The 18,141-nt window shown below is 58.4% G+C and carries 21 protein-coding genes; 13 read left to right on the plus strand and 8 right to left on the minus strand.

Features of this window, described 5'->3' with window-relative positions:
- Positions 1-26 precede the first annotated feature (26 nt).
- Positions 27-671 (plus strand): LON peptidase substrate-binding domain-containing protein, encoded by a 645-nt coding sequence (locus TG4357_RS03395; RefSeq protein ID WP_058261544.1) that lies wholly within the window; start codon positions 27-29, stop codon positions 669-671.
- Complete coding sequence (locus tag TG4357_RS03400) at positions 668-853, plus strand: Trm112 family protein (RefSeq protein WP_058261459.1); 186 nt, start codon at positions 668-670, stop codon at positions 851-853. Before TG4357_RS03395 ends, TG4357_RS03400 begins: the two co-directional genes overlap by 4 nt.
- 21 nt (positions 854-874) lie before the next feature.
- Here the strand turns inward: TG4357_RS03400 and TG4357_RS03405 are convergent, their stop codons facing one another.
- Positions 875-1,300, minus strand: coding sequence for a DUF1810 domain-containing protein (locus TG4357_RS03405; protein ID WP_058261460.1), 426 nt, complete (start codon positions 1,298-1,300; stop codon positions 875-877).
- Between the two features lie 81 nt (positions 1,301-1,381).
- Between TG4357_RS03405 and TG4357_RS03410 the strand changes: the two genes are divergently transcribed.
- The 5 genes from TG4357_RS03410 to TG4357_RS03430 all read left to right on the plus strand — a co-directional run bounded on the left by TG4357_RS03410 (position 1,382) and on the right by TG4357_RS03430 (position 5,451).
- Positions 1,382-2,866, plus strand: a complete 1,485-nt coding sequence (locus TG4357_RS03410; protein ID WP_058261461.1) for an AMP nucleosidase — start codon at positions 1,382-1,384, stop codon at positions 2,864-2,866.
- 131 nt (positions 2,867-2,997) lie between these two features.
- Complete coding sequence (locus TG4357_RS03415; RefSeq protein ID WP_058261462.1) at positions 2,998-3,285, plus strand: HU family DNA-binding protein; 288 nt, start codon at positions 2,998-3,000, stop codon at positions 3,283-3,285.
- Positions 3,286-3,371: 86 nt separating this feature from the next.
- Positions 3,372-4,247 (plus strand): DMT family transporter, encoded by an 876-nt coding sequence (locus TG4357_RS03420; RefSeq protein WP_058261463.1) that lies wholly within the window; start codon positions 3,372-3,374, stop codon positions 4,245-4,247.
- Between the two features lie 18 nt (positions 4,248-4,265).
- A complete protein-coding gene (locus TG4357_RS03425) occupies positions 4,266-5,018 on the plus strand; it encodes a cytochrome c biogenesis CcdA family protein (protein ID WP_306345473.1) in 753 nt (250 codons plus the stop codon).
- A gap of 16 nt (positions 5,019-5,034) precedes the next feature.
- Positions 5,035-5,451, plus strand: a complete 417-nt coding sequence (locus tag TG4357_RS03430; RefSeq protein ID WP_058261465.1) for a thioredoxin family protein — start codon at positions 5,035-5,037, stop codon at positions 5,449-5,451.
- 25 nt (positions 5,452-5,476) lie between these two features.
- On the opposite strand, the gene TG4357_RS03435 is transcribed toward TG4357_RS03430, so the two are convergent.
- Positions 5,477-7,366: a CRTAC1 family protein gene (locus TG4357_RS03435; protein WP_233487419.1), complete on the minus strand. Its 1,890-nt coding sequence runs from the start codon at positions 7,364-7,366 to the stop codon at positions 5,477-5,479.
- A 598-nt stretch (positions 7,367-7,964) separates the two neighbouring features.
- Between TG4357_RS03435 and TG4357_RS03440 the strand changes: the two genes are divergently transcribed.
- On the plus strand, positions 7,965-8,696 hold the full coding sequence (locus TG4357_RS03440; RefSeq protein ID WP_058261467.1) for a hypothetical protein: 732 nt from the start codon (positions 7,965-7,967) through the stop codon (positions 8,694-8,696).
- A gap of 155 nt (positions 8,697-8,851) precedes the next feature.
- On the opposite strand, the gene TG4357_RS03445 is transcribed toward TG4357_RS03440, so the two are convergent.
- From TG4357_RS03445 to TG4357_RS03470, 6 genes are all read right to left on the minus strand, one after another.
- The gene (locus TG4357_RS03445) at positions 8,852-9,508 is read right to left on the minus strand and encodes a sulfotransferase family 2 domain-containing protein (RefSeq protein ID WP_058261468.1); all 657 of its coding nucleotides are present in this window, start codon (positions 9,506-9,508) and stop codon (positions 8,852-8,854) included.
- Positions 9,509-9,609: 101 nt separating this feature from the next.
- Positions 9,610-10,776, minus strand: coding sequence for a hypothetical protein (locus TG4357_RS03450; RefSeq protein WP_058261469.1), 1,167 nt, complete (start codon positions 10,774-10,776; stop codon positions 9,610-9,612).
- A gap of 49 nt (positions 10,777-10,825) precedes the next feature.
- On the minus strand, positions 10,826-11,104 hold the full coding sequence (locus TG4357_RS03455; protein ID WP_058261470.1) for a hypothetical protein: 279 nt from the start codon (positions 11,102-11,104) through the stop codon (positions 10,826-10,828).
- 330 nt (positions 11,105-11,434) lie between these two features.
- Positions 11,435-12,640 (minus strand): SEL1-like repeat protein, encoded by a 1,206-nt coding sequence (locus TG4357_RS03460; protein WP_058261471.1) that lies wholly within the window; start codon positions 12,638-12,640, stop codon positions 11,435-11,437.
- Positions 12,637-14,244: an SEL1-like repeat protein gene (locus tag TG4357_RS03465; RefSeq protein WP_058261472.1), complete on the minus strand. Its 1,608-nt coding sequence runs from the start codon at positions 14,242-14,244 to the stop codon at positions 12,637-12,639. Before TG4357_RS03465 ends, TG4357_RS03460 begins: the two co-directional genes overlap by 4 nt.
- Before the next feature lie 99 nt (positions 14,245-14,343).
- Entirely contained in the window at positions 14,344-15,102 is a 759-nt protein-coding gene (locus TG4357_RS03470; protein ID WP_058261473.1) for a prepilin peptidase, read from the minus strand.
- Positions 15,103-15,247: 145 nt separating this feature from the next.
- Here TG4357_RS03470 and gspG point away from each other — a divergent pair, with 145 nt between their 5' ends.
- The 5 genes from gspG to gspK are packed head-to-tail and all read left to right on the plus strand — an operon-like array spanning position 15,248 to position 18,135.
- Positions 15,248-15,703, plus strand: coding sequence for a type II secretion system major pseudopilin GspG (gene gspG / locus TG4357_RS03475; protein ID WP_074646974.1), 456 nt, complete (start codon positions 15,248-15,250; stop codon positions 15,701-15,703).
- The gene (locus tag TG4357_RS03480; RefSeq protein ID WP_058261474.1) at positions 15,688-16,188 is read left to right on the plus strand and encodes a prepilin-type N-terminal cleavage/methylation domain-containing protein; all 501 of its coding nucleotides are present in this window, start codon (positions 15,688-15,690) and stop codon (positions 16,186-16,188) included. Before gspG ends, TG4357_RS03480 begins: the two co-directional genes overlap by 16 nt.
- A complete protein-coding gene (locus tag TG4357_RS03485) occupies positions 16,173-16,538 on the plus strand; it encodes a prepilin-type N-terminal cleavage/methylation domain-containing protein (RefSeq protein ID WP_058261475.1) in 366 nt (121 codons plus the stop codon). The genes TG4357_RS03480 and TG4357_RS03485 overlap by 16 nt, the downstream gene beginning before the upstream one ends.
- Positions 16,535-17,215, plus strand: a complete 681-nt coding sequence (locus tag TG4357_RS03490; protein ID WP_058261476.1) for a type II secretion system protein GspJ — start codon at positions 16,535-16,537, stop codon at positions 17,213-17,215. Before TG4357_RS03485 ends, TG4357_RS03490 begins: the two co-directional genes overlap by 4 nt.
- Positions 17,212-18,135, plus strand: coding sequence for a type II secretion system minor pseudopilin GspK (gene gspK / locus TG4357_RS03495; RefSeq protein ID WP_058261477.1), 924 nt, complete (start codon positions 17,212-17,214; stop codon positions 18,133-18,135). Before TG4357_RS03490 ends, gspK begins: the two co-directional genes overlap by 4 nt.
- Positions 18,136-18,141: the final 6 nt, after the last annotated feature.

Genomic DNA, 18,141 nt, shown 5'->3' on the forward strand with positions numbered 1-18,141 from the left:
CGCCGGTTCGGGCTATGTCCTCGATCATGACAAGACCGATTGATCTGCCGGACACCATCCCGGTATTCCCGTTGCCCGGTGCGCTGTTGCTGCCCCGGGCCCGGCTGCCGCTACATATCTTTGAACCGCGTTATCTGGCGATGCTGGACGATGCTCTGAAAACGCCGGAACGGTTGATTGGCATGGTGCAAACCTGTCAGGCGCCGGGATGCGACAGCAACCGATTACATCAGATCGGCTGTGCCGGGCGGGTAACGCAATTTTCCGAAACCGAAGACGGCCGCTATATGATCACCCTGACGGGCATATCGCGGTTTCGCATTCGGTCCGAAGTCGACGGGTTCGCCCCTTATCGTCGTTGCGAAGTGTCCTGGGCCGGGTTCGAAAAGGATCAGGGCGCGGAAGAACACGATCCGGGGCTAAACCGGGACGGTTTCATGGACCTGCTGACGCGGTTTTTCAAACTGCGCGGGCTGGATACCGATTGGGAAAGCATGGCCGACGCCGACGACGAATTGATGATCAATTCGCTGTCGATGATGCTGGACTTTGCGCCCGAGGACAAACAGGCCCTGCTGGAAGCACCATGCCTGTGTACGCGGCGCGAAACACTGGTCACGCTGATCGAATATGCGCTGCGCGGCGGCGCGGATGAGGAGACGGTACAATGACCGAAACACCCCCCCTGTTCGACCGCCATATGCTGGAGGCGCTGATTTGCCCGGTCAGCCATGGCCGGTTGGATTATGACGCCGAGGCGCAAGAGCTGATTTCGAAATCGGCCAAGCTGGCGTTTCCGATCCGCAACGGTATTCCGATCATGTTGGTCGATGAGGCACGCAAGCTGACCTAAGCGGGCTGATCCGGGCCGCGTTCAGGATCGCCCCAGCAGCGCCAGCGTTTTGTCGCAGCGCTGACCGTCGTAAAACGCGTTCAGTACCTCGCTGAAAACCGGGTCCGCCCCGGGCAGTTCGGCAAACAGCGTGGCCGAGCTGCGCAGTTTCAGCGCGTCGATGCCGCCAAGGATGTCTTCGGGTCTGTGCCCCCTATGGGTCAGCATCAGCGCCATCATCTGCCGCAATCGCGCCCCCAGCACCGGATGAGCGAGATAGGCCGCCGCTTCGGTCAGATCGGCAATACCGTAAAGTTGGGCGAAATTGGACCGGCCCAATCCGCGCAGCTGTGGGTAGACGTACCATATCCAATGGGTCGTCTTGCGCCCTTGGGCGATTTCCCGTTCGGCATCGGCATAATTGCGTTGCTGCGCCAGCAAGAACCGATCAAGCCCGTCCTGTTTCATACCGCGCCCCGCTGTGTTTGCACGAATGGTTGAACCTGCACGGGTCCCGTGTCAACGTCGGTGGTAAAACAGGATATTGCGATGACCCCCAGCGCCCCCGACCTCAGGATCGAAACGCCAAACCTGCCCGACGCCGAAGCCTTTGACGATGCCGCCGCCGCAGTTGCCCGGCTGGAAGAGCTGTATCGTGGCGCAATCGATTTCTTGGGTCAGAATTTCCGCACCGCGATGGCAAGTGGCCAGTCCGATTGCCGCTACCGCGCATTTTATCCCGAAATTCGGGTCACAACCACCAGCTTTGCCAAGATCGACAGCCGGTTGAGTTTCGGCCACCTGTCCGAACCTGGCAGTTTTGCCACCACCATCACCCGGCCCGACATGTTCCGCCATTACCTTGAGCAACAGATCGGGCTGCTGATCGAAAATCATGGTGTGCCGGTGGTGATCGGGGTTAGCGACACGCCGATGCCGGTGCATTTCGCGGTGGCGAATGAACAGGATGTCACGGTGCCACAAGAAGGCGCGGGCGATTTCATCCTGCGTGACGTGTTCGACGTGCCGGACCTGAGCACCACCAATGACGATATCGTCAACGGCACCTACCAGATTCCCTCCGACGGAACCCAGCCTTTGGCCCCGTTCACCGCGCAGCGGGTGGATTATTCATTGGCCCGCCTGTCGCATTACACCGCCACCGATCCCGAACATTTCCAGAACCACGTGTTGTTCACCAATTACCAGTTTTATGTGTCGGAATTCGAAGCCTATGCCCGTGACATGCTGGCCGATGCGAACAGCGGCTATACGTCGTTCGTGGCGACCGGCAACGCCGAGATTACCGCGCCGGATCAGGATTTGCCGCGCGCCGACAAGATGCCGCAAATGCCGACCTATCACCTGAAACGCGCCGACGGATCGGGAATCACCTTGGTCAATATCGGGGTTGGCCCGTCGAACGCGAAGACCGCCACCGATCATATCGCGGTGTTGCGCCCGCATGCCTGGATCATGGTCGGCCATTGTGCCGGGTTGCGGTCAAGCCAGTCCTTGGGCGATTTCGTTCTGGCCCATGCGTATCTGCGCGAAGACAAGGTGTTGGATGACGACCTGCCGGTCTGGGTGCCGGTGCCGGCGCTGGCAGAAATCCAGATCGCGCTGGAACAGGCGGTGGCGCAGGAAACCCAGCTTGAAGGATATGACCTGAAGCGGGTGATGCGCACCGGCACGGTGGCCAGTCTGGATAACCGGAACTGGGAATTGCGCGATACATCCGGTCCCGTTCAGCGGCTGAGCCAATCGCGCGCGGTGGCTTTGGACATGGAAAGCGCGACCATCGCGGCCAATGGATTCCGGTTCCGGGTGCCCTATGGCACGCTTTTATGCGTCAGCGACAAGCCGCTGCATGGCGAATTGAAACTGCCCGGAATGGCGTCGGATTTCTATAAAACGCAGGTATCGCGGCATTTGCTTATTGGCATTCGAGCGATGGAAAGGTTAAGGGAAATGCCATTGGAACGCATCCACAGCCGCAAATTGCGCAGTTTTGATGAGACAGCGTTCCTTTGATCTCAAGTAAATCGTACTTTTTTGCTGGTTTAAGGCTTGTTGCAAGACACAATTCGTTGTGTTTATACGCGACATACAGTTAAATACGCGCAATGAGGCCCAAGTGATCGGGCAAGTTAAGGAGACCAAAAATGGCAAAACCGATGACCAAGACCCAGCTTGTGGCTGCTCTGGCTGAAGAAATGGGCGCAGAGAAAAAAACCGCAGGCGCGGCTCTGGACGCCGTCGTAGCGATCATCACCAAAGAAGTTTCTGCCGGCGGCGCAGTGACCCTGCCCGGCATCGGCAAAATCTACTGCCGCGAACGCCCCGAGCGTATGGTGCGCAACCCTGCCACCGGCGAGCAGATCAAGAAAGAAGCCGACAAGGTCGTGAAAATGACCATCGCAAAAGCGCTGAAAGACAGCGTGAACGGCTGATCTTGCATCTTTGGCAAGTTTCGGAAAGGGTCGCCACGGGCGGCCCTTTTCCATTTGGTCGGGCCTTTGGAGGATAGGGTTTCACAATGAATTTACGCGCGTTGGCGATGGGGCTGGCCTTTGCCCTGATGTGGTCATCGGCCTTTACTTCGGCGCGGGTGATCGTCGCCTATGCGCCGCCGATGGCGTCGCTGTCGCTGCGGTTTCTGGTGTCGGGGCTGTTGGGGATCGGGATCGCGCTGGCATTGGGTCAGAGTTTCCGGCTGACCCGGGCGCAATGGCGGGCAACCATCATTTTCGGCATCTGCCAGAACGCGCTTTATCTGGGATTGAATTTCATCGCGATGCAAACGGTCGAAGCATCGCTGGCGTCGATCGTGGCATCGACCATGCCGTTGATGGTGGCGCTGGCGGGGTGGGTGGTGTTCCGCGACCGGCTTTCGATGCTGGGCACGGCCGGGTTGGTTTTGGGCGTGATTGGCGTGACCTTGATCATGGGGGCACGGATCGAGGCCGGGGTGGACCGCTACGGATTGGCGTTGTGTTTCATCGCCGCTGCGGCGCTGACGGTAGCGACCTTGTCGGTGCGCGGCGCGTCATCGGGCGGCAACGTGATGATGATCGTCGGGTTGCAAATGCTGGTCGGGGCCGCCTGTCTGGCGGTGGCGGCAGTGCTGTTTGAACCGTGGCATCTGACCCTGAATTGGCAATTGGGCGTCGCCTTTGCCTATACCACGCTGGTGCCGGGATTGGCCGCGACATGGGTCTGGTTCACCTTGGTCAACCAGATCGGCGCGGTGAAGGCGGCGACGTTCCATTTCCTCAACCCGTTTTTCGGTGTCGCCATCGCGGCGGCTTTGTTGGGGGAACGGTTGGGCCTGCTGGATGTGATCGGTGTCGTGATCATCGCGGCGGGCATTCTGGCGGTGCAGCTTTCGAAACAAATGCCCACGGCGAAGTGATCCGCTGTCAGGGCATTGTTGGATGACAGAATTGCGCAGGCTGCGCATTCTGTCGCAATGGAATTGCTGTTTGGATATCTGGCCGGGTTGCTGACACTGATCAACCCGTGCGTTTTGCCGGTGCTGCCGATCGTGTTGACCGGGGCATTGCAGGCGCACCGGTTGGGGCCGGTGGCGTTGGCAGCAGGGATGAGCCTGTCCTTTGTCACGCTGGGCCTGCTGGTATCCGCCTTTGGCTTTGCTCTTGGTCTGAATGAACAGATGCTGGCGCAGGCGGGCGCGGTTTTGATGCTGGGTTTTGGTGTGATCCTGCTATTGCCGCGTGTCGGCATGGTGTTTTCCACCGCCACTACCGGGTTTTCCAGCCGCGCATCGGCACGGCTGGATGGGTTGGATCAAGACCATCTGGGCGGGCAGTTTCTGGCCGGGCTGTTACTTGGCGCGGTGTGGAGCCCCTGTATCGGGCCGACCTTGGGCGGGGCTATCGCATTGGCCGCGCAAGGCAGCAATCTGGGCTGGGCTGCGGCCATCATGATCAGCTTTGCTCTGGGTGTGTCGAGCATCATCCTGGTGCTTGGCTATGGCGCACGCGGGATGCTGAACCGGCACAAACCGGTGATGCGGGCGCTGGCGGAACGGGCGCGGCCCCTGATGGGCGCGGTTTTTATCATCGTCGGGTTCGCCATCCTGTTTCAACTGCACCATCTGATCGAGGCTTGGGCGGTGGAGGCTTTGCCGATCTGGCTTCAGGACCTATCGGTTCGTTTTTGATAGAAAGGAATACCGCATGAAACGTCGTGACTTCATTATCCTTGGGACTGCCGGGACGGTTTTGGCGGGGCAGCCTGTCCGGGCCGACCCGCTACAATATTCCGACGGGTTGTTACAAAGCCATTTGGCGGCGGGCGATACCGTCTTTCTGGATTTCAAGGCCAGTTGGTGTTCGACCTGCGCCGCACAGGATCGGGTTTTGACCAAGCTGAAGGCGGGCAATGCCGATTACGAAGCGCATATCACCTTCATCGATGTCGATTGGGACGCGTTTGGTCAATCCGATCTGGTCAAGCGCCTGCGTATTCCGCGCCGGTCGACATTGGTGGTGCTGAAGGGCGATCAGGAATACGGTCGCATCGTGGCGCAAACCGGCACCGCACAAATCCAGCAATTGATGGATGGTGCGCTGGCGCTGGCGCAAAGCAGCTGATCAGGCAGTCAACACCTTTCGCGGGTCAGCGCCGTTCGATCGTGTAGAGCGATCCCGGCAACAGCGGTCCGCTGATCACCGTTTCGGCCCCATCGATCCAGCGAATGCGCGCTTCGGTCACTTCGGTCGCATCGCCCAGCCCGAAATAGGCCCGTGGCGCGTCGAAGGACATGAAACCGCCGCCAAGCTGAATTTCGCGCGACCGTGTCCGGCCGTTTTCGTCGGTCACGGTGATCTTGGCGCCGATACCGTCACGGTTGCCGACAAAGTCGCGCAACGTAAAACCGACGGCCTGTTGTTGCGCATTGTTGCGGAACAGTTGCAGCGGCCCGTTCACCGTGTGGGTCAGTAGATCCTGATCGCCATCATTGTCGAAATCGAAGGACGTGGCCCCGGCGGTCATCAGGTAATCTTCCAACCCGGAAGGACCGGAGGCTTCGGTGAAGTGGCCGGTTCCATCGTTTTCGAAATACAGGTTGGAGGGCGAATTTTCATTCGGCACCCAAGTGCCGTTGGCGATGAAAACGTCCTGATCACCATCATTGTCGAAATCTTCGAACTTGGTGTCCCAGCTCCAGCCGCCGATATCCAGACCGCGCTCTTCAGCGGTGTCTTCGTAGGCGGTGCCGTTCCATTCCAACATCACGTTTTGATGCAGGATCTGTTGCAGGCTGGCATCGATTTCATCCGGGGTGGGGCGGCGGGTTTCCTTGAAATGCAGATCGCAGAAACTGCGCGGGACCGGCTGATTGGCCGGGATCAGGCCGCAGATCGTTTCATCGTCTTTCTGGATGGCCAGATCCTTGATCAGCATCGCCTTGCATTCGGCCTGATAACGTCCGGTCAGTTCGGTACATTTTTCGGCATAATCGGGATCAAATTGATTGCCGGAACGGTACCAGCGTTTGATTTCCATGTTCTTTTCGCACAACGCCCGGTCCGCGTCCCGCTTGATGCCGTCGCAATATTTCTGTTGATCCTGCATCTTCAGAATCTTCGACGCCTGCCGCGACCGCCCGGCGATTTGCGCCAGATATATTTCGTTTTGGCCGTCGCCGGTCAGATCCCCGACCTTGATCGCCATGGTGGTAGTGGTGGTGTGCGGAATGATTTCATCGTCATAGGTGATCGCTTTGAACCCGCCCTTGCCATCGCCAAGATAGAAATAATCGGGCACATCGAAATCGTTGCCGATCAATAGGTCGGTCAACCCGTCATCATTCATATCCGAAAACAGCACCGACAGAGTTTCACCGGGGATCCCCGGCAGGTCGGTGAAGGTTTCGCCGGTCAGTTCGCCGTTTTCGTTCCAAATGATCCGGTTGCGCGATTCTTCGCCCGGAATGCGGCGGTACCAACCGGCGGTCCAGTTGCCCAAAGCGATATCGAGATCGCCATCGCGGTCGGGGTCTGAAATCGCCATCGTCATGGTCAGGACGGCGTTTTCACGATTGGCCACCGGCAACGGCGGTTCGGTGCCGAATTTTCCGTCGACATTGCGCAGCACGTAATTACCGTGCCGGTAGGAGGTCAGGAACAGGTCGGGCCAACCGTCATTGTCGATATCGGCCAGAACCGCATTGAACATCGGCATCTTTGCCAGATCTCCGAAATCCGTATCGGTTCGCGTGAATTGACCGGTGCCATCGTTTTCAAACAGGTAAATGCCCGCTTCGGTCGACGCGATTGCAACATCGAGATCGCCATCGCGATCGATGTCGGCGCTGGAAACGGCGCGGCCTTCCCAGAACGGGGGCCACATGTCGCGCAGGCTGAATTCCAGCGGTTTGTCGATCCCGGTTTCCCAGGCTTCGATGCGGGTGAACCCGGTTTCACCGGCAGGCGAAGACGGGGCAAAGGCAGTGGCCTGAATGGAGATACCGTCTGCATCCGGGCTTGTTACGGCCCAAGGCATGTCGTCGGCCTGTGCCGCGCAGGTTAGTGCGCCGAAAAGTAGAACAGACCCACTAGGAAATCCCCTTTTCAGCAGGGTCGAAATGCGCCCGCCGCAACGAAAATAGTGAGAGAAGCGCGCAAAATCCACCATAACAAATTCCGGGAATATGAGGTTAAAATCAGCACAATATTGAGGCATTCAGGCCCGATTTGTAAATAGCCTTAGGGTGTCGCCCTGCGCACATGGCCATAGATGTCGTGTTCCAGCGGTCATTTGGACCGAAACCATTCACGAAGAGGTGGCTCGGAGAATCTGAACAGGTGAGTTCGGTGGATTTTCTACTCTCAAGCCAGTAGTTTTGCCGGGACAAAGGAGCAAAGATGGCCGAGACGGAACCCTGGCCCTGCTTTCAAGGCGAAAGTCGTGTGGCGGCTTTGAAGGACGACAGGACGATAAGCAAACTGGCGACGCAGTTCGACCTGCATTCGAACCACCTCTAGCTCGCATACGATATGTTATCCCGCGAACTGCCTTTACCCGAAAGAGGCAGACATTTAAGATGTGCGTCAGGAGCCTTCCTGCTGGCAACTACATTTTGGCTCTACAAGGACATTTTATGAAAGCCCACTTGGTCACCTTCGCAGATGGACCGTTTTCAACGCGTCTTTACAGCTTTCTGGCTCAAGCAGAAAGCATGGAGTTGTTCGATACGATAAAGACCCATAGTTTTTCCACTTTACAGCAAGATTTCCAAGCGCAGCATGCGGAGTTTGTAAACGCTAACCGACGCGGATTTGGCTTCTGGGTTTGGAAAAGCCAAGCCATTTTGGAAGCTTTAGAGAGCGCTGACAGCGATGATTGTATCATATATCTAGATGCCGGATACACGCTAAATCCCAAAGGCCGTGACCGCTTTTTGGAATATCTCGAAATCACGTGTGACAGTCGCCATTCGTTGCTGTCGTTTCAAAATATTCATACCGAAGCATATTGGACAAAAGCAGATCTACCTGCTCGCTTGGGACTGAAGACCAACGGAACTGAAATGAAAACGAGTCAGTTAACGGCGAATTTTATGATACTTCGACCAGCGCCTGATAATTTTGATTTCGTGCGACTTTGGCAACAAATATCGATTGAAAAAGATTATCATTACTTAAATGACAGCCCATCGGAGATACCGAACCATCCGCTTTTTCGGGAGCATCGGCACGACCAAAGCATATCAAGCTTGATCCGAAAAATGCGCGGAAGCGAAATCACCCATTTAGAGACACAGAGTTACGAAGGTTACTTTGATAAGTACAAAAACAGCCTTCCGTGTTGGGCCACCCGATCCAAGACCTGACTTCACTGAGCCCCATTGATCAAGTGCGAGTCGACACATCTCAAACGCCTGCCTAACCCAACCCACCAATTGAACAAATAAAATGGTGCTTCGTCTTCCTCTTATCCCTGATTGGTTGAGATAACCGCAACTAAAACGATGGCATTGCGACAGAACTATGCACCCTTTGCTAAGTAGGTGGGGTAATCAAAATATTTCATGTCGTCTGCATATCGTTGTTCAACTGCGTCTCGCAGCTCATAATTTGAAAGGCAGGCCAGGACTTGTTCCTTGGTTCCAGCACTCATATTGGAGTTGGGTATTTGAAATTTTGCCCCCACAGGGATTTTCAGATCATCAAATGCCTGTTTGCAATCTTCTTGCATGTACTCGGTCCGTATTTCGACATCCGGCTTGCGCAACTGCTCGTTGACGGTGATATAGCTCACCATGCTATGAAGCGCGCTGAGGCAATTCAAAAACTCAGATTCATCCCAGATCGGTTCGATTTGGCTCCAATCACCCTTGGGCGATTTCCGAATCCATCGATGTGGAGAATAATAGAATGACACCGCTCTTTCGAATGGATGACGCCGACTGACAACCACTTTGTAGTTGGTAAGTTCACCACCGAGAGCATCTGCGTAGAACTGTAGATTGGTATGTTTCTTGTCTGTTATCGGACCTGACAAACCAAACCGGTTGATGCCGTCATGATGCCCTTCAGTGATTTGAATTTCGTCATCGCTGAAGGGAATTAAAGATGACTGCAACGCATTGCCACCTGTCTTTGGAATATGGATGTAAATGAAACGGAACTTGCTCGAAATCATGTGAATTATCCGTGGTCATCCATATGGAGACAGTGTCTTGCAGTCATAAAAACTCCCGCGCAGACAAGGCGCGGGAGGGTCACATTTTTCGTGTATCGCGATCAGTTCGCGTCTGTAGCAAGCCGAGTTTCAAGCGCCGCGATACGATCATTCAGCTGCCCGATATAAATATGAGCGTGCTCCAGTTCGTTCAGCATCCGGCCCATTTTATCCGAGATATTGAACGGACCATCTTCGGCAGTCGGCCCGACATTGGGCAGGTATCCATTTGCCCACATCAGGTCCATCCGTTCATTCAGAGGCATGATTTCATATTCTGCATCAAACACACGGTCGCAACCGACCGAACAACTGCCCGAGGTCGTCAGGGTGCCTTCGAGCGTGAGATTCCCTGACGTGTCCAGAACGAATTCCTCATCGCTATCGGTATTGCTGGTCAGCCTGAATTCTTCGCTGGCCGTGTCGTGGAAAATCCGCCATTTGAAGCTGGTGTTGGAGTTTTCCATCGTGATGGAACTGCCGCCATTGTTTACAAGCGCCAGCATGTTGCGGGTTGCGGTGGTTCCGAACGTATCTTCGACCAAAATCTTCGCGGTTCCGTTCGAGCGCGAAACGTGCAGAGCGGTGTCCGGGGATGTACCGGCCCCCATCCCGATATCGCCATCGCTGTCGATGTAAATCGCGCTGGTTGGCGCACCGGGTTTAATCCGGAACGGCAATGTCGATCCGTTGGTTGCGTCCCGAACGAAGAAGTTGGTTTCGTTGGCCGCCACATCGAAGGTTTGAGCGGTAAAGCCGGACGACCCGTCCTGAGCCAGACGCAGAGTCGGGGTGTTGCCGCTGACGACATGGATATCGACCACCGGGGTCGAGGTGCCCAAACCAAGACGGCCAGCATCGTCAACATAAAGCGAATGCGATGGTGCTGTTGCTTCGATCGTGAACGGGGTCTTACTGTTTGTAATATCGTCGAGCGAGAACTTGTTGGCACCGCCATTGCTGCTGTCATTTGCGGTCAGTTGCCAGTCATTGCTCGGGAAGCTGGCGGAGCTCGACGTATCGTCGAATTTGATCCGGAGATTGTTTTCCTTCAGCCGGATGGTATCAAAGCCAAAGGCTTCGCCATTCACGCAATCCACCCCGACGCAGAGCGATCCGTCGACAATTACGTCATCATTGAAAACCTGATCGGCCGACGCGGTGCCGGCCAAGGCGACGATGGCGCTGCTTGCCATCAGTTTGAGTGTGTTGCGATTTAATTTTGCCATCGGTCCAGATTCTTTCTTTTCCAAATTTTGTTAACGGAAGGATGTCGGCCTAGCCGTCGTCTTCCTTGATTTCGTCCGGTGTGATGATCACACCTCGGGCCACGGTGAAATACCCGCTCGTATAGAACGGTTTCAGCATGGAATTTTCGGCTTTTTCGCCACGACCGTTATCGACCGGATTTACAATCTCGACCGTTTCTTCGGTCGCCGCCTTCAATTCGTACCGATAAACACCATCAACCGCGTCGCGGCCAGACAGCTGAAACACAGGCGTGCCCGAATCCGTGTAGATTGTATCGACTTTGCCATTCGGGGTGGAAATCGTCATGGTTGCATTGCTCAGACCAGTCCAGTTTTCAAACCAAACGGCATTCGAGTTATGCTGCTGAACAGGTTCTGGCCCAGCCGCGACAAGCGGACTCGCGCATGTCAGCGTCGCAGCTAAGAACAAGTGAGACAGAAACCGATTCATTAAAAACGCCTCCTCAAGCAAATTTCTTTAAACAAAATACAAGGTAAAAATATGGTTACAAACTGGATAATACCGAAAAATCTCTTTAAATGGAACTATTTTTAACCTCTCGTTAACTGAATGTATTCACGGATCATTGCTGATGCGACTGGACCCGTTTTAAACACGCGATGAAACGTACAAACGCTATTGCAGATTGGATTTGTTCGCAGCCAGTTGCTGTGCTTCGTTGATTTGGCCGGATGTCATACGTTCCGACAGTGCAGAACTGACCGAAATTGCATCCGGCATACCAGCCGTTCCGGCCAGAATCAGCCACATCTGACCGAGCACGTAATCTTGTGGCACGCCCGCGCCTTCGTAATAGAGAATGCCCAGATTCATCATCGCCGGGGCCAGGCCCTGTTCGGCGGCCTGTTGCAACAACCCCGCGGCCTGATACCGGTCTTTGATCGTCGGATCTGACTTGTGCAGCAGCAGCCACGCCATTTGAAACCGGGCAACCGGATCGCCCGCCTGCACCGCCTGACGCAGGATATTCAGGCCGGCTTCGGTGGTATCGGGCGGGGCCAGACGCCGATCATAGACCGGTTGCAGCGCCTGCTTTTGTGCTGCGTCGCCGCGGCCCCCCCGGCGGTACAATTCAGTGGCCAGTGCTTCGTTCACTTCGACCCCGAACCCATTTTCATACATCACGCCCAAATTGGTCATCGCCACCGACAGCCCTTGGTCGACAGCGCCGGAAAACAATTTTACGGCGCGTTCGTAATCCTGTTCGATGCCGTTGCCGCGCACATAAAGTAGACCCAGATTGTTCATTGCACGGGCGTGGCCGCGCGATGCCGGACCTTCATAAAGCTGCCGGGCGCGGGTCAAGTCCCGTTCGACGCCCAGCCCGTTTTGATACAGAACCCCCAGACTGACGATCGCATCGTCATGGCCCTGTTCTGCGGCGCGGGCGTAAAATTCAGCGGCCTTGGCCGGGTCCGCAGAGCCGTCCAAGCCGTTTTCCAGCGCCGAGGCGTAATCATAGAGGTATTGCGGAGTTCCCTTTTCCGCCGCCGATGCCAGCCATTTCTGCGCCAGCGCCGCATCGCGCGACACTCCCAGCCCAGAAAAGTAATACTGTCCCAGCCGGTTCATCGCGCCGGCGTGCCCCTGATCGGCGGCCTGCTGCAACAGGTCGACCGCGCGGGAAAAGTTCTGCAAAACCCCGCGCCCGTTGTGATAGCGCATTGCAAGGGCGAACTGGGCCTCGGCCGCGCCGGATTGCGCCGACTGCTGTAGTTTGTCGATGGGCGCGTTGGCCCAGTCTGGGGCGCTTTGCGCCCCGGCCCCGGTGGCCAGTAAGATCGCGATCAGCGCCAGCGCAAGCGATCGCTGCGGTTTCATTTTTGCACCTCGCCGGCAGGCAGGTTGCGGATTTCCTCGAAATAGGTGCGGGCCAGACGCTGTGCTTCGGCGATCTGTTCGGTGGTCATCAGATCGGAAATCACACCGCGCATCTTGGCGGCTTCGCCATTGCCGCTGGCGGCTGCGATGTTCAGCCATTTATGGGCTTGAACGTAATCCTGATCCACCCCTTGCCCTTTGGTCAGCATCATACCGAGCTGATATTGGGCTTCGACATCCCCGGCACGTCCCGCAGTTTCGAACAGATCTGCCGCCTGCAGTAGGTTTTCATCGGTTTCCAGATACCATTTTGCCAAGGCGGTCCGCGCCGGGCGCAGCCCCTGCCCGGCCTGCGTCTTGACCCAGTCGAGCGCGGCCATATCACCGTCCTGTGCCGCAACAATGGCCCAAGGCACCGCGTAATGCGGTGGCGTCAGACCGTCGAGCCTACCCGCCCCGGCCAGATGCCCCAGCCGCAACGCAACGCTGCTGTCTCCCTGTGCCAGCGCCTTGCGATAAAGCCCTACCGCCTTTTCCAGATCGGGCACATCGCCAATACCTTCGTCCGCCATGCGGGCCAACGCCGTTGTCGCCGGGCCGAAATCGTCATCCGACGCCCGTTGAAACCACGCCCAGGCCCGGCCCGGATCGGCCGACAGGGTTTTCCCGGCCAGATAGGCCGTGCCCAATTCATAAGCCGCCTGAGTATCCCCGCGCTTGGCCGCCAAAGTCAGCCAGCGCAGCGCTTCTTCTGCATTGGGTTCGACCGTTTCGCCGGCGATGTATTTCATTCCAAGCACACGTTGCGCCAAGATCATGCCGCCCTCGGCAGACCGGCGCAGCCAATCCACAGCAGCATGTTTGTTTTGCTCCATCCCGTTGCCGGTATCCATCGCAAGTGACACGAAAAATTGCGCCTCGGTATGGCCTTCTTCGGCGGCCCTGCGCAGCCAGCGCACCGCTTCTTCAGTGTTCAGCTTGGTTCCGCGACCGCGCGAATAGGCTTTGCTGACCTCATATTGCGCGCTGACATTGCCGCCCTCGGCGGCGGCAAGGAACCAGTTGAAGGCTTGTACCGGATCCGCCGGAGTGCCCAAACCGGACAGGTAAAGCCGGGCGAGATAATATTGCGCCTCGGTTTGGCCGCGCGCGGCGGCGTTAGCAAACAGATCAACCGCGCGTTCAGGGTTATAGAGAGGGTCGCCGTCTTGGCCAGACACATAAATCCGGCCCAACAGGGTTGCCGCTTCGGCATGGTTCTGTTCCACGGCTTTTTCCAGCCAATCACGCGCCGCCTTCATATCGCGCGGCCCGCCTTTGCCTTCCAGCAGGACCCGACCATAGCGGTATTGGGCAAGCGCGGTGCCGGTTTCTTCTGCCAGTTGTTGCAGCCCCTTGCGGACGAAAACAAAATCGCCGCGCTGATAGGCCCGTTCGATTTCGGCCATCGTCGGCATCGCGCCGGGCGCGGGGTCGGCAGCGTTTTCTGTGGGATTTTCTATGGCAATGGCCGCAGCATCTGAATCCGCTGTTGCCTGTGCGGTCAGAATGCCGGGCAGAACCAACAGGACCGGAAGAATGAATGTCAGCCTAAAATTGCCCATTTGCCACCGCTGTTCAAAATCTTTGTGAATAAGGAATTAGACCCGAAAGGCCCACGTTGGTGACCCTAGGACCTCTACCGGTCAAATTCAACGATGCAGTCAGACGCCCGCGCGCAGCAGCCACAAAATCGCCGCAGCAGCACACAAAGCCGAACCAAAGGGCAGTTTTCGCACCGCCAGCGGTGTGTCCTGCGCGGTCCTGTCGAGCAGGTATCCCCCCCCCGCCACGGCCAGCGCCCCAAACGCCGCGATCAGCACCAGCAATGGCAGGTCCAGCGGCCCGGCAAAGGCGCCCAGCCCCGCCATCAGCTTCACATCGCCCAACCCCAGACCTTCGCGCCCTCGGATCGCGTGATAGCCCAGCCGCAGCGCCAGAAACGCCCCTGCCCCCAACCCGGCCCCGATCAGCGCCTGATCCATCGCGCCGCCCCGGACCGCCATCCCCAAGGTGATCAAAAACAGCATCCCGGTCAGCAGATCGGGTAGCCGGAACCATTGCAAATCACAAAGCGTCAGCACCAGAAGCAGCCACAGGAAGCCCGCAGACAGCCAGATATCAATAGTCCCGCCCCCAGCCAGAACCGCCAGAATCGCCGCGCCGGTCGCGATGATTTCGCTATAAAGCGTCACCGGCGGGATCGCCGCACCGCAATGGCGGCAGCGGCCACGGGTCAGCCCAAAAGACAGGACCGGCAGCAGATCGCGCAGCCGCAGCCGGGCGTTGCAATCGCGGCAATGGGACGGTTTGACGATAACGTCTTCGCCGCGCGGCAACCGGTCGGCCAGCAGCGCCAAGAACGATCCCATGAAAGGACCGGCCAGGATCAGCAGCAACGCGGAAAAGCGGGGGTCAGGCAAAGCAACGGTCCAATCGGTGATGGCACCGTTTTAGGCGGAGGGCTGCGCGTTTGTCCATTGCCGCACGACGGGGCAGGCCTATACAACCGTGGACATTCGGGAATGGCTTTCCCTATCATGCCACAAGCAAAAGGATTGATCGCCCATGACGCCGCAGACCGCACCGATGCCAAAGACCCGCCGCGCCGGCGATGAGGGCTTTTCCCTGCTGGAACTGATGGTGGTGGTGGTGATCCTGTCGATCCTTGCCTTGGTGATCGTGCCGCGTGTCATCGACCGTCCCGATCAGGCCCGCGCAGCGCGCGCCAAGACCGATATCGCCGCCATTGGCAGCGCGGTGAACCTGTATCGGCTGGACAATTTCCGTTATCCCACAACCGAACAGGGGCTGCAGGCGCTGGTTACCCGGCCTTCGACCGATCCGGTGCCGGAAAACTGGGCCGGGTATATGGACCGGTTGCCGATTGATCCGTGGGGCAAGCCGTATCTCTATCTGCAACCGGGCGTGCATGGGGATTTCGACATCTTTTCCTATGGGGCCGATGGCAGTTCTGGCGGCGATGGCGCGGATGCGGATATCGGATCATGGGATGCCAGATAAATCCGCGATCGCGCGCGAAGGGTAACAGCGTGCTGCACCGGGTGAGGGATGCCGGTTTCACCCTGATCGAGCTGTTGATCGCGGTTGCCATCATGGCGATTCTGGCGGTCGGGGTCAGCCTGTCGGCGGCGCGGGGACCGCAGGAACGGTCCGATCTGGCGCTGTTTCGCGAACAGTTCAATAGCACACAGGCCCTGGCCATTGCCGGCGGGCAGAGCCGGGGGGTTCAGGTCAGCCCGCGCGGGTTGCAAATGGCGCAGCGGACCGCGGCGGGGTGGCAGGTTTCCGACCGGGTGCTGCGCTGGCGAGGCCGGGTTTCGCTGCGGGTGCCGTTCGGTACTGAGCCCGGCGGCCGCGACACCCCCGATCTGGTTTTTCTGGCGACCGGGCAGGTAACGGAATTCGACATTGTCTTTGCCGATCGGGGCCGGGTCGAAAGCTGCCATTCGGACGGTTGGACGGGGTTGATATGCGACGCCGACTGAAACCCGACACCGGTCTGACCTTGCTGGAATTGATCATTGCGATAGCCATTCTGGCGATTGGCAGCATCGCAGCGATCCGGGCAACCGATCAGTCGCGCATCGCCATCGGCGGTGAAACCCCGCGACTGCTGGCCCGTATCGCCGCCCGCAACCGGGCCGAAGAATTACAATTGCTGGGCGCGGCGGCGGCTTTGCCCGACACGGTGATGCAGGGCGGCCATGCCATCGCAGTGAGTGTTGCCACCGAAGCCACCGCAGGCGGGTTGGTCCAAGCCACCGTCACCGCGCGGGCCGAAACCGGGGAAGGGGCGCAGTTGATCCTGTATCTGCCGCCCAGGGTGACGCGATGACCCGGCGTGACGCCGCGACCCGTGGCCTGACCTTGATTGAATTGGTGCTGGCGATGGCGCTGTTCGCGCTGGTTGCGGTGATGGGGGCGCAGGCGCTGACCGGGATGATCCGGATGCGCGACGGCCTGACGGCGCGCAGCGAAACCGCGTCCGATCTGGCGATGGCCACCGGGTTGTTGCGGGCCGATCTGTCGGCAGCTTTGCCGATGCTGTTTTATCCGCCGGGTGGGGCCGCGCCGCAATCGGCGCTGCGCCTGCGGCAAGGGGTTTTCGCCATCACGGTCGGGGGGCAGCCAGTGTTGCGCCCCGGTGCTGACGGAATGTTGCCCGATCACGTCGATATCCGGGTCGAATACCGGCTTGAGCCATCTAATCAGACCCTGTTTCGGCGCAATTGGGCCGCATTGACCCCGGCGCGGGACGATGCACTGTCCCCCGAAACACCGATCCTGACCGGTGTGACCGCGCTGCACCTGCGCAGTTACTGGGACAAATTCGGTTGGGTCGACGGGGTGACCCCGCCTGCCGGGGCGCAGAGCGGGAATGGCACCAATGCCGACGACGACGTGACCGGCCCCGCCCCGGAAGTGTATTCCGACATCCTGCCCGACGCGGTCGAAATAACGCTGGAGACCGAAAGCCACGGCAGCATCATCCTGCTGGAGGCGTTGAAATGAGGGATCGCGGGTTCATTTTGGTCAATGCGTTGGTGATTGTGGCGGCGTTGACGGCAGTGGCGGTATTTTTGCTGAGCCGCGCCGAAACCGGCCGGGTGCGGTTGCTGGCCGGGACCGAGGCCGAACAATTGGCGCTGAACCTGGACGCTTACGAGGCCTGGGCGGTGACGCTGTTGGCCCGCGACAGCGATCCGGTGCGGGATCATCTGGGTGAAGATTGGGCCAATGCCGCTGCCGATCTGCCGTTGGCGCGGGGGCGGGCGGCCGGGAAAATCACCGATGTTCAGGGTCTGTTTAACCTGAATTGGCTTGCCGACCCGGAAAATCGCTTGGCGCGGGATGCGTTCGACCGGTTGTTGACCCGGATCGGGGTGCCACTTGAAGCAGGGGCCGCGATACGCGACCTGTTGCGCCCCGGCGGGCCGGAAAACCGCGACGCCTATCTGCGACTTGATCCGCCGATTGACCCAGTGGGGGGCAGCCTTCTGAGGCGTGATCAACTGCGCGGGATTCCGGGTCTGTCGCCGCAGGCCATGTCCCGGCTGGCCCGATATATCACCGCGATTCCGGGCGATAGCCGGTTGAACGTCAACACCGCACCCGAAGCCATTCTGGCCGCTTTCCTGCCCGATCTGCCCGCCGCTGCGTTGAACCGGATCGTGGCCGAACGGGACCGCGAGCCGTTTGCTTCGGTCGAGGCGTTCATGACCATCGTGGGGTTGGCCCGCGCCGAAGATGGCCAAGAAGACCCTGATACTGCGATCCTGAGCGTTGACCGGGTGGCGATCGGGTCGGACTGGTTCCGGGTCGATCTGGCGGCGCAACTGAACGGGCGCAGTGCCGAACGCGAAACCATGCTGCGCCGGGGACCGCCCCCGACCCGACCCGAAATCGTATGGAGGGTCAGCCGCAGGCCATAACCCGTT

The sequence above is a fragment of the Thalassovita gelatinovora genome, from assembly GCF_001458355.1.
GTDB classification, from domain to species: Bacteria; Pseudomonadota; Alphaproteobacteria; order Rhodobacterales; family Rhodobacteraceae; genus Thalassobius; species Thalassobius gelatinovorus.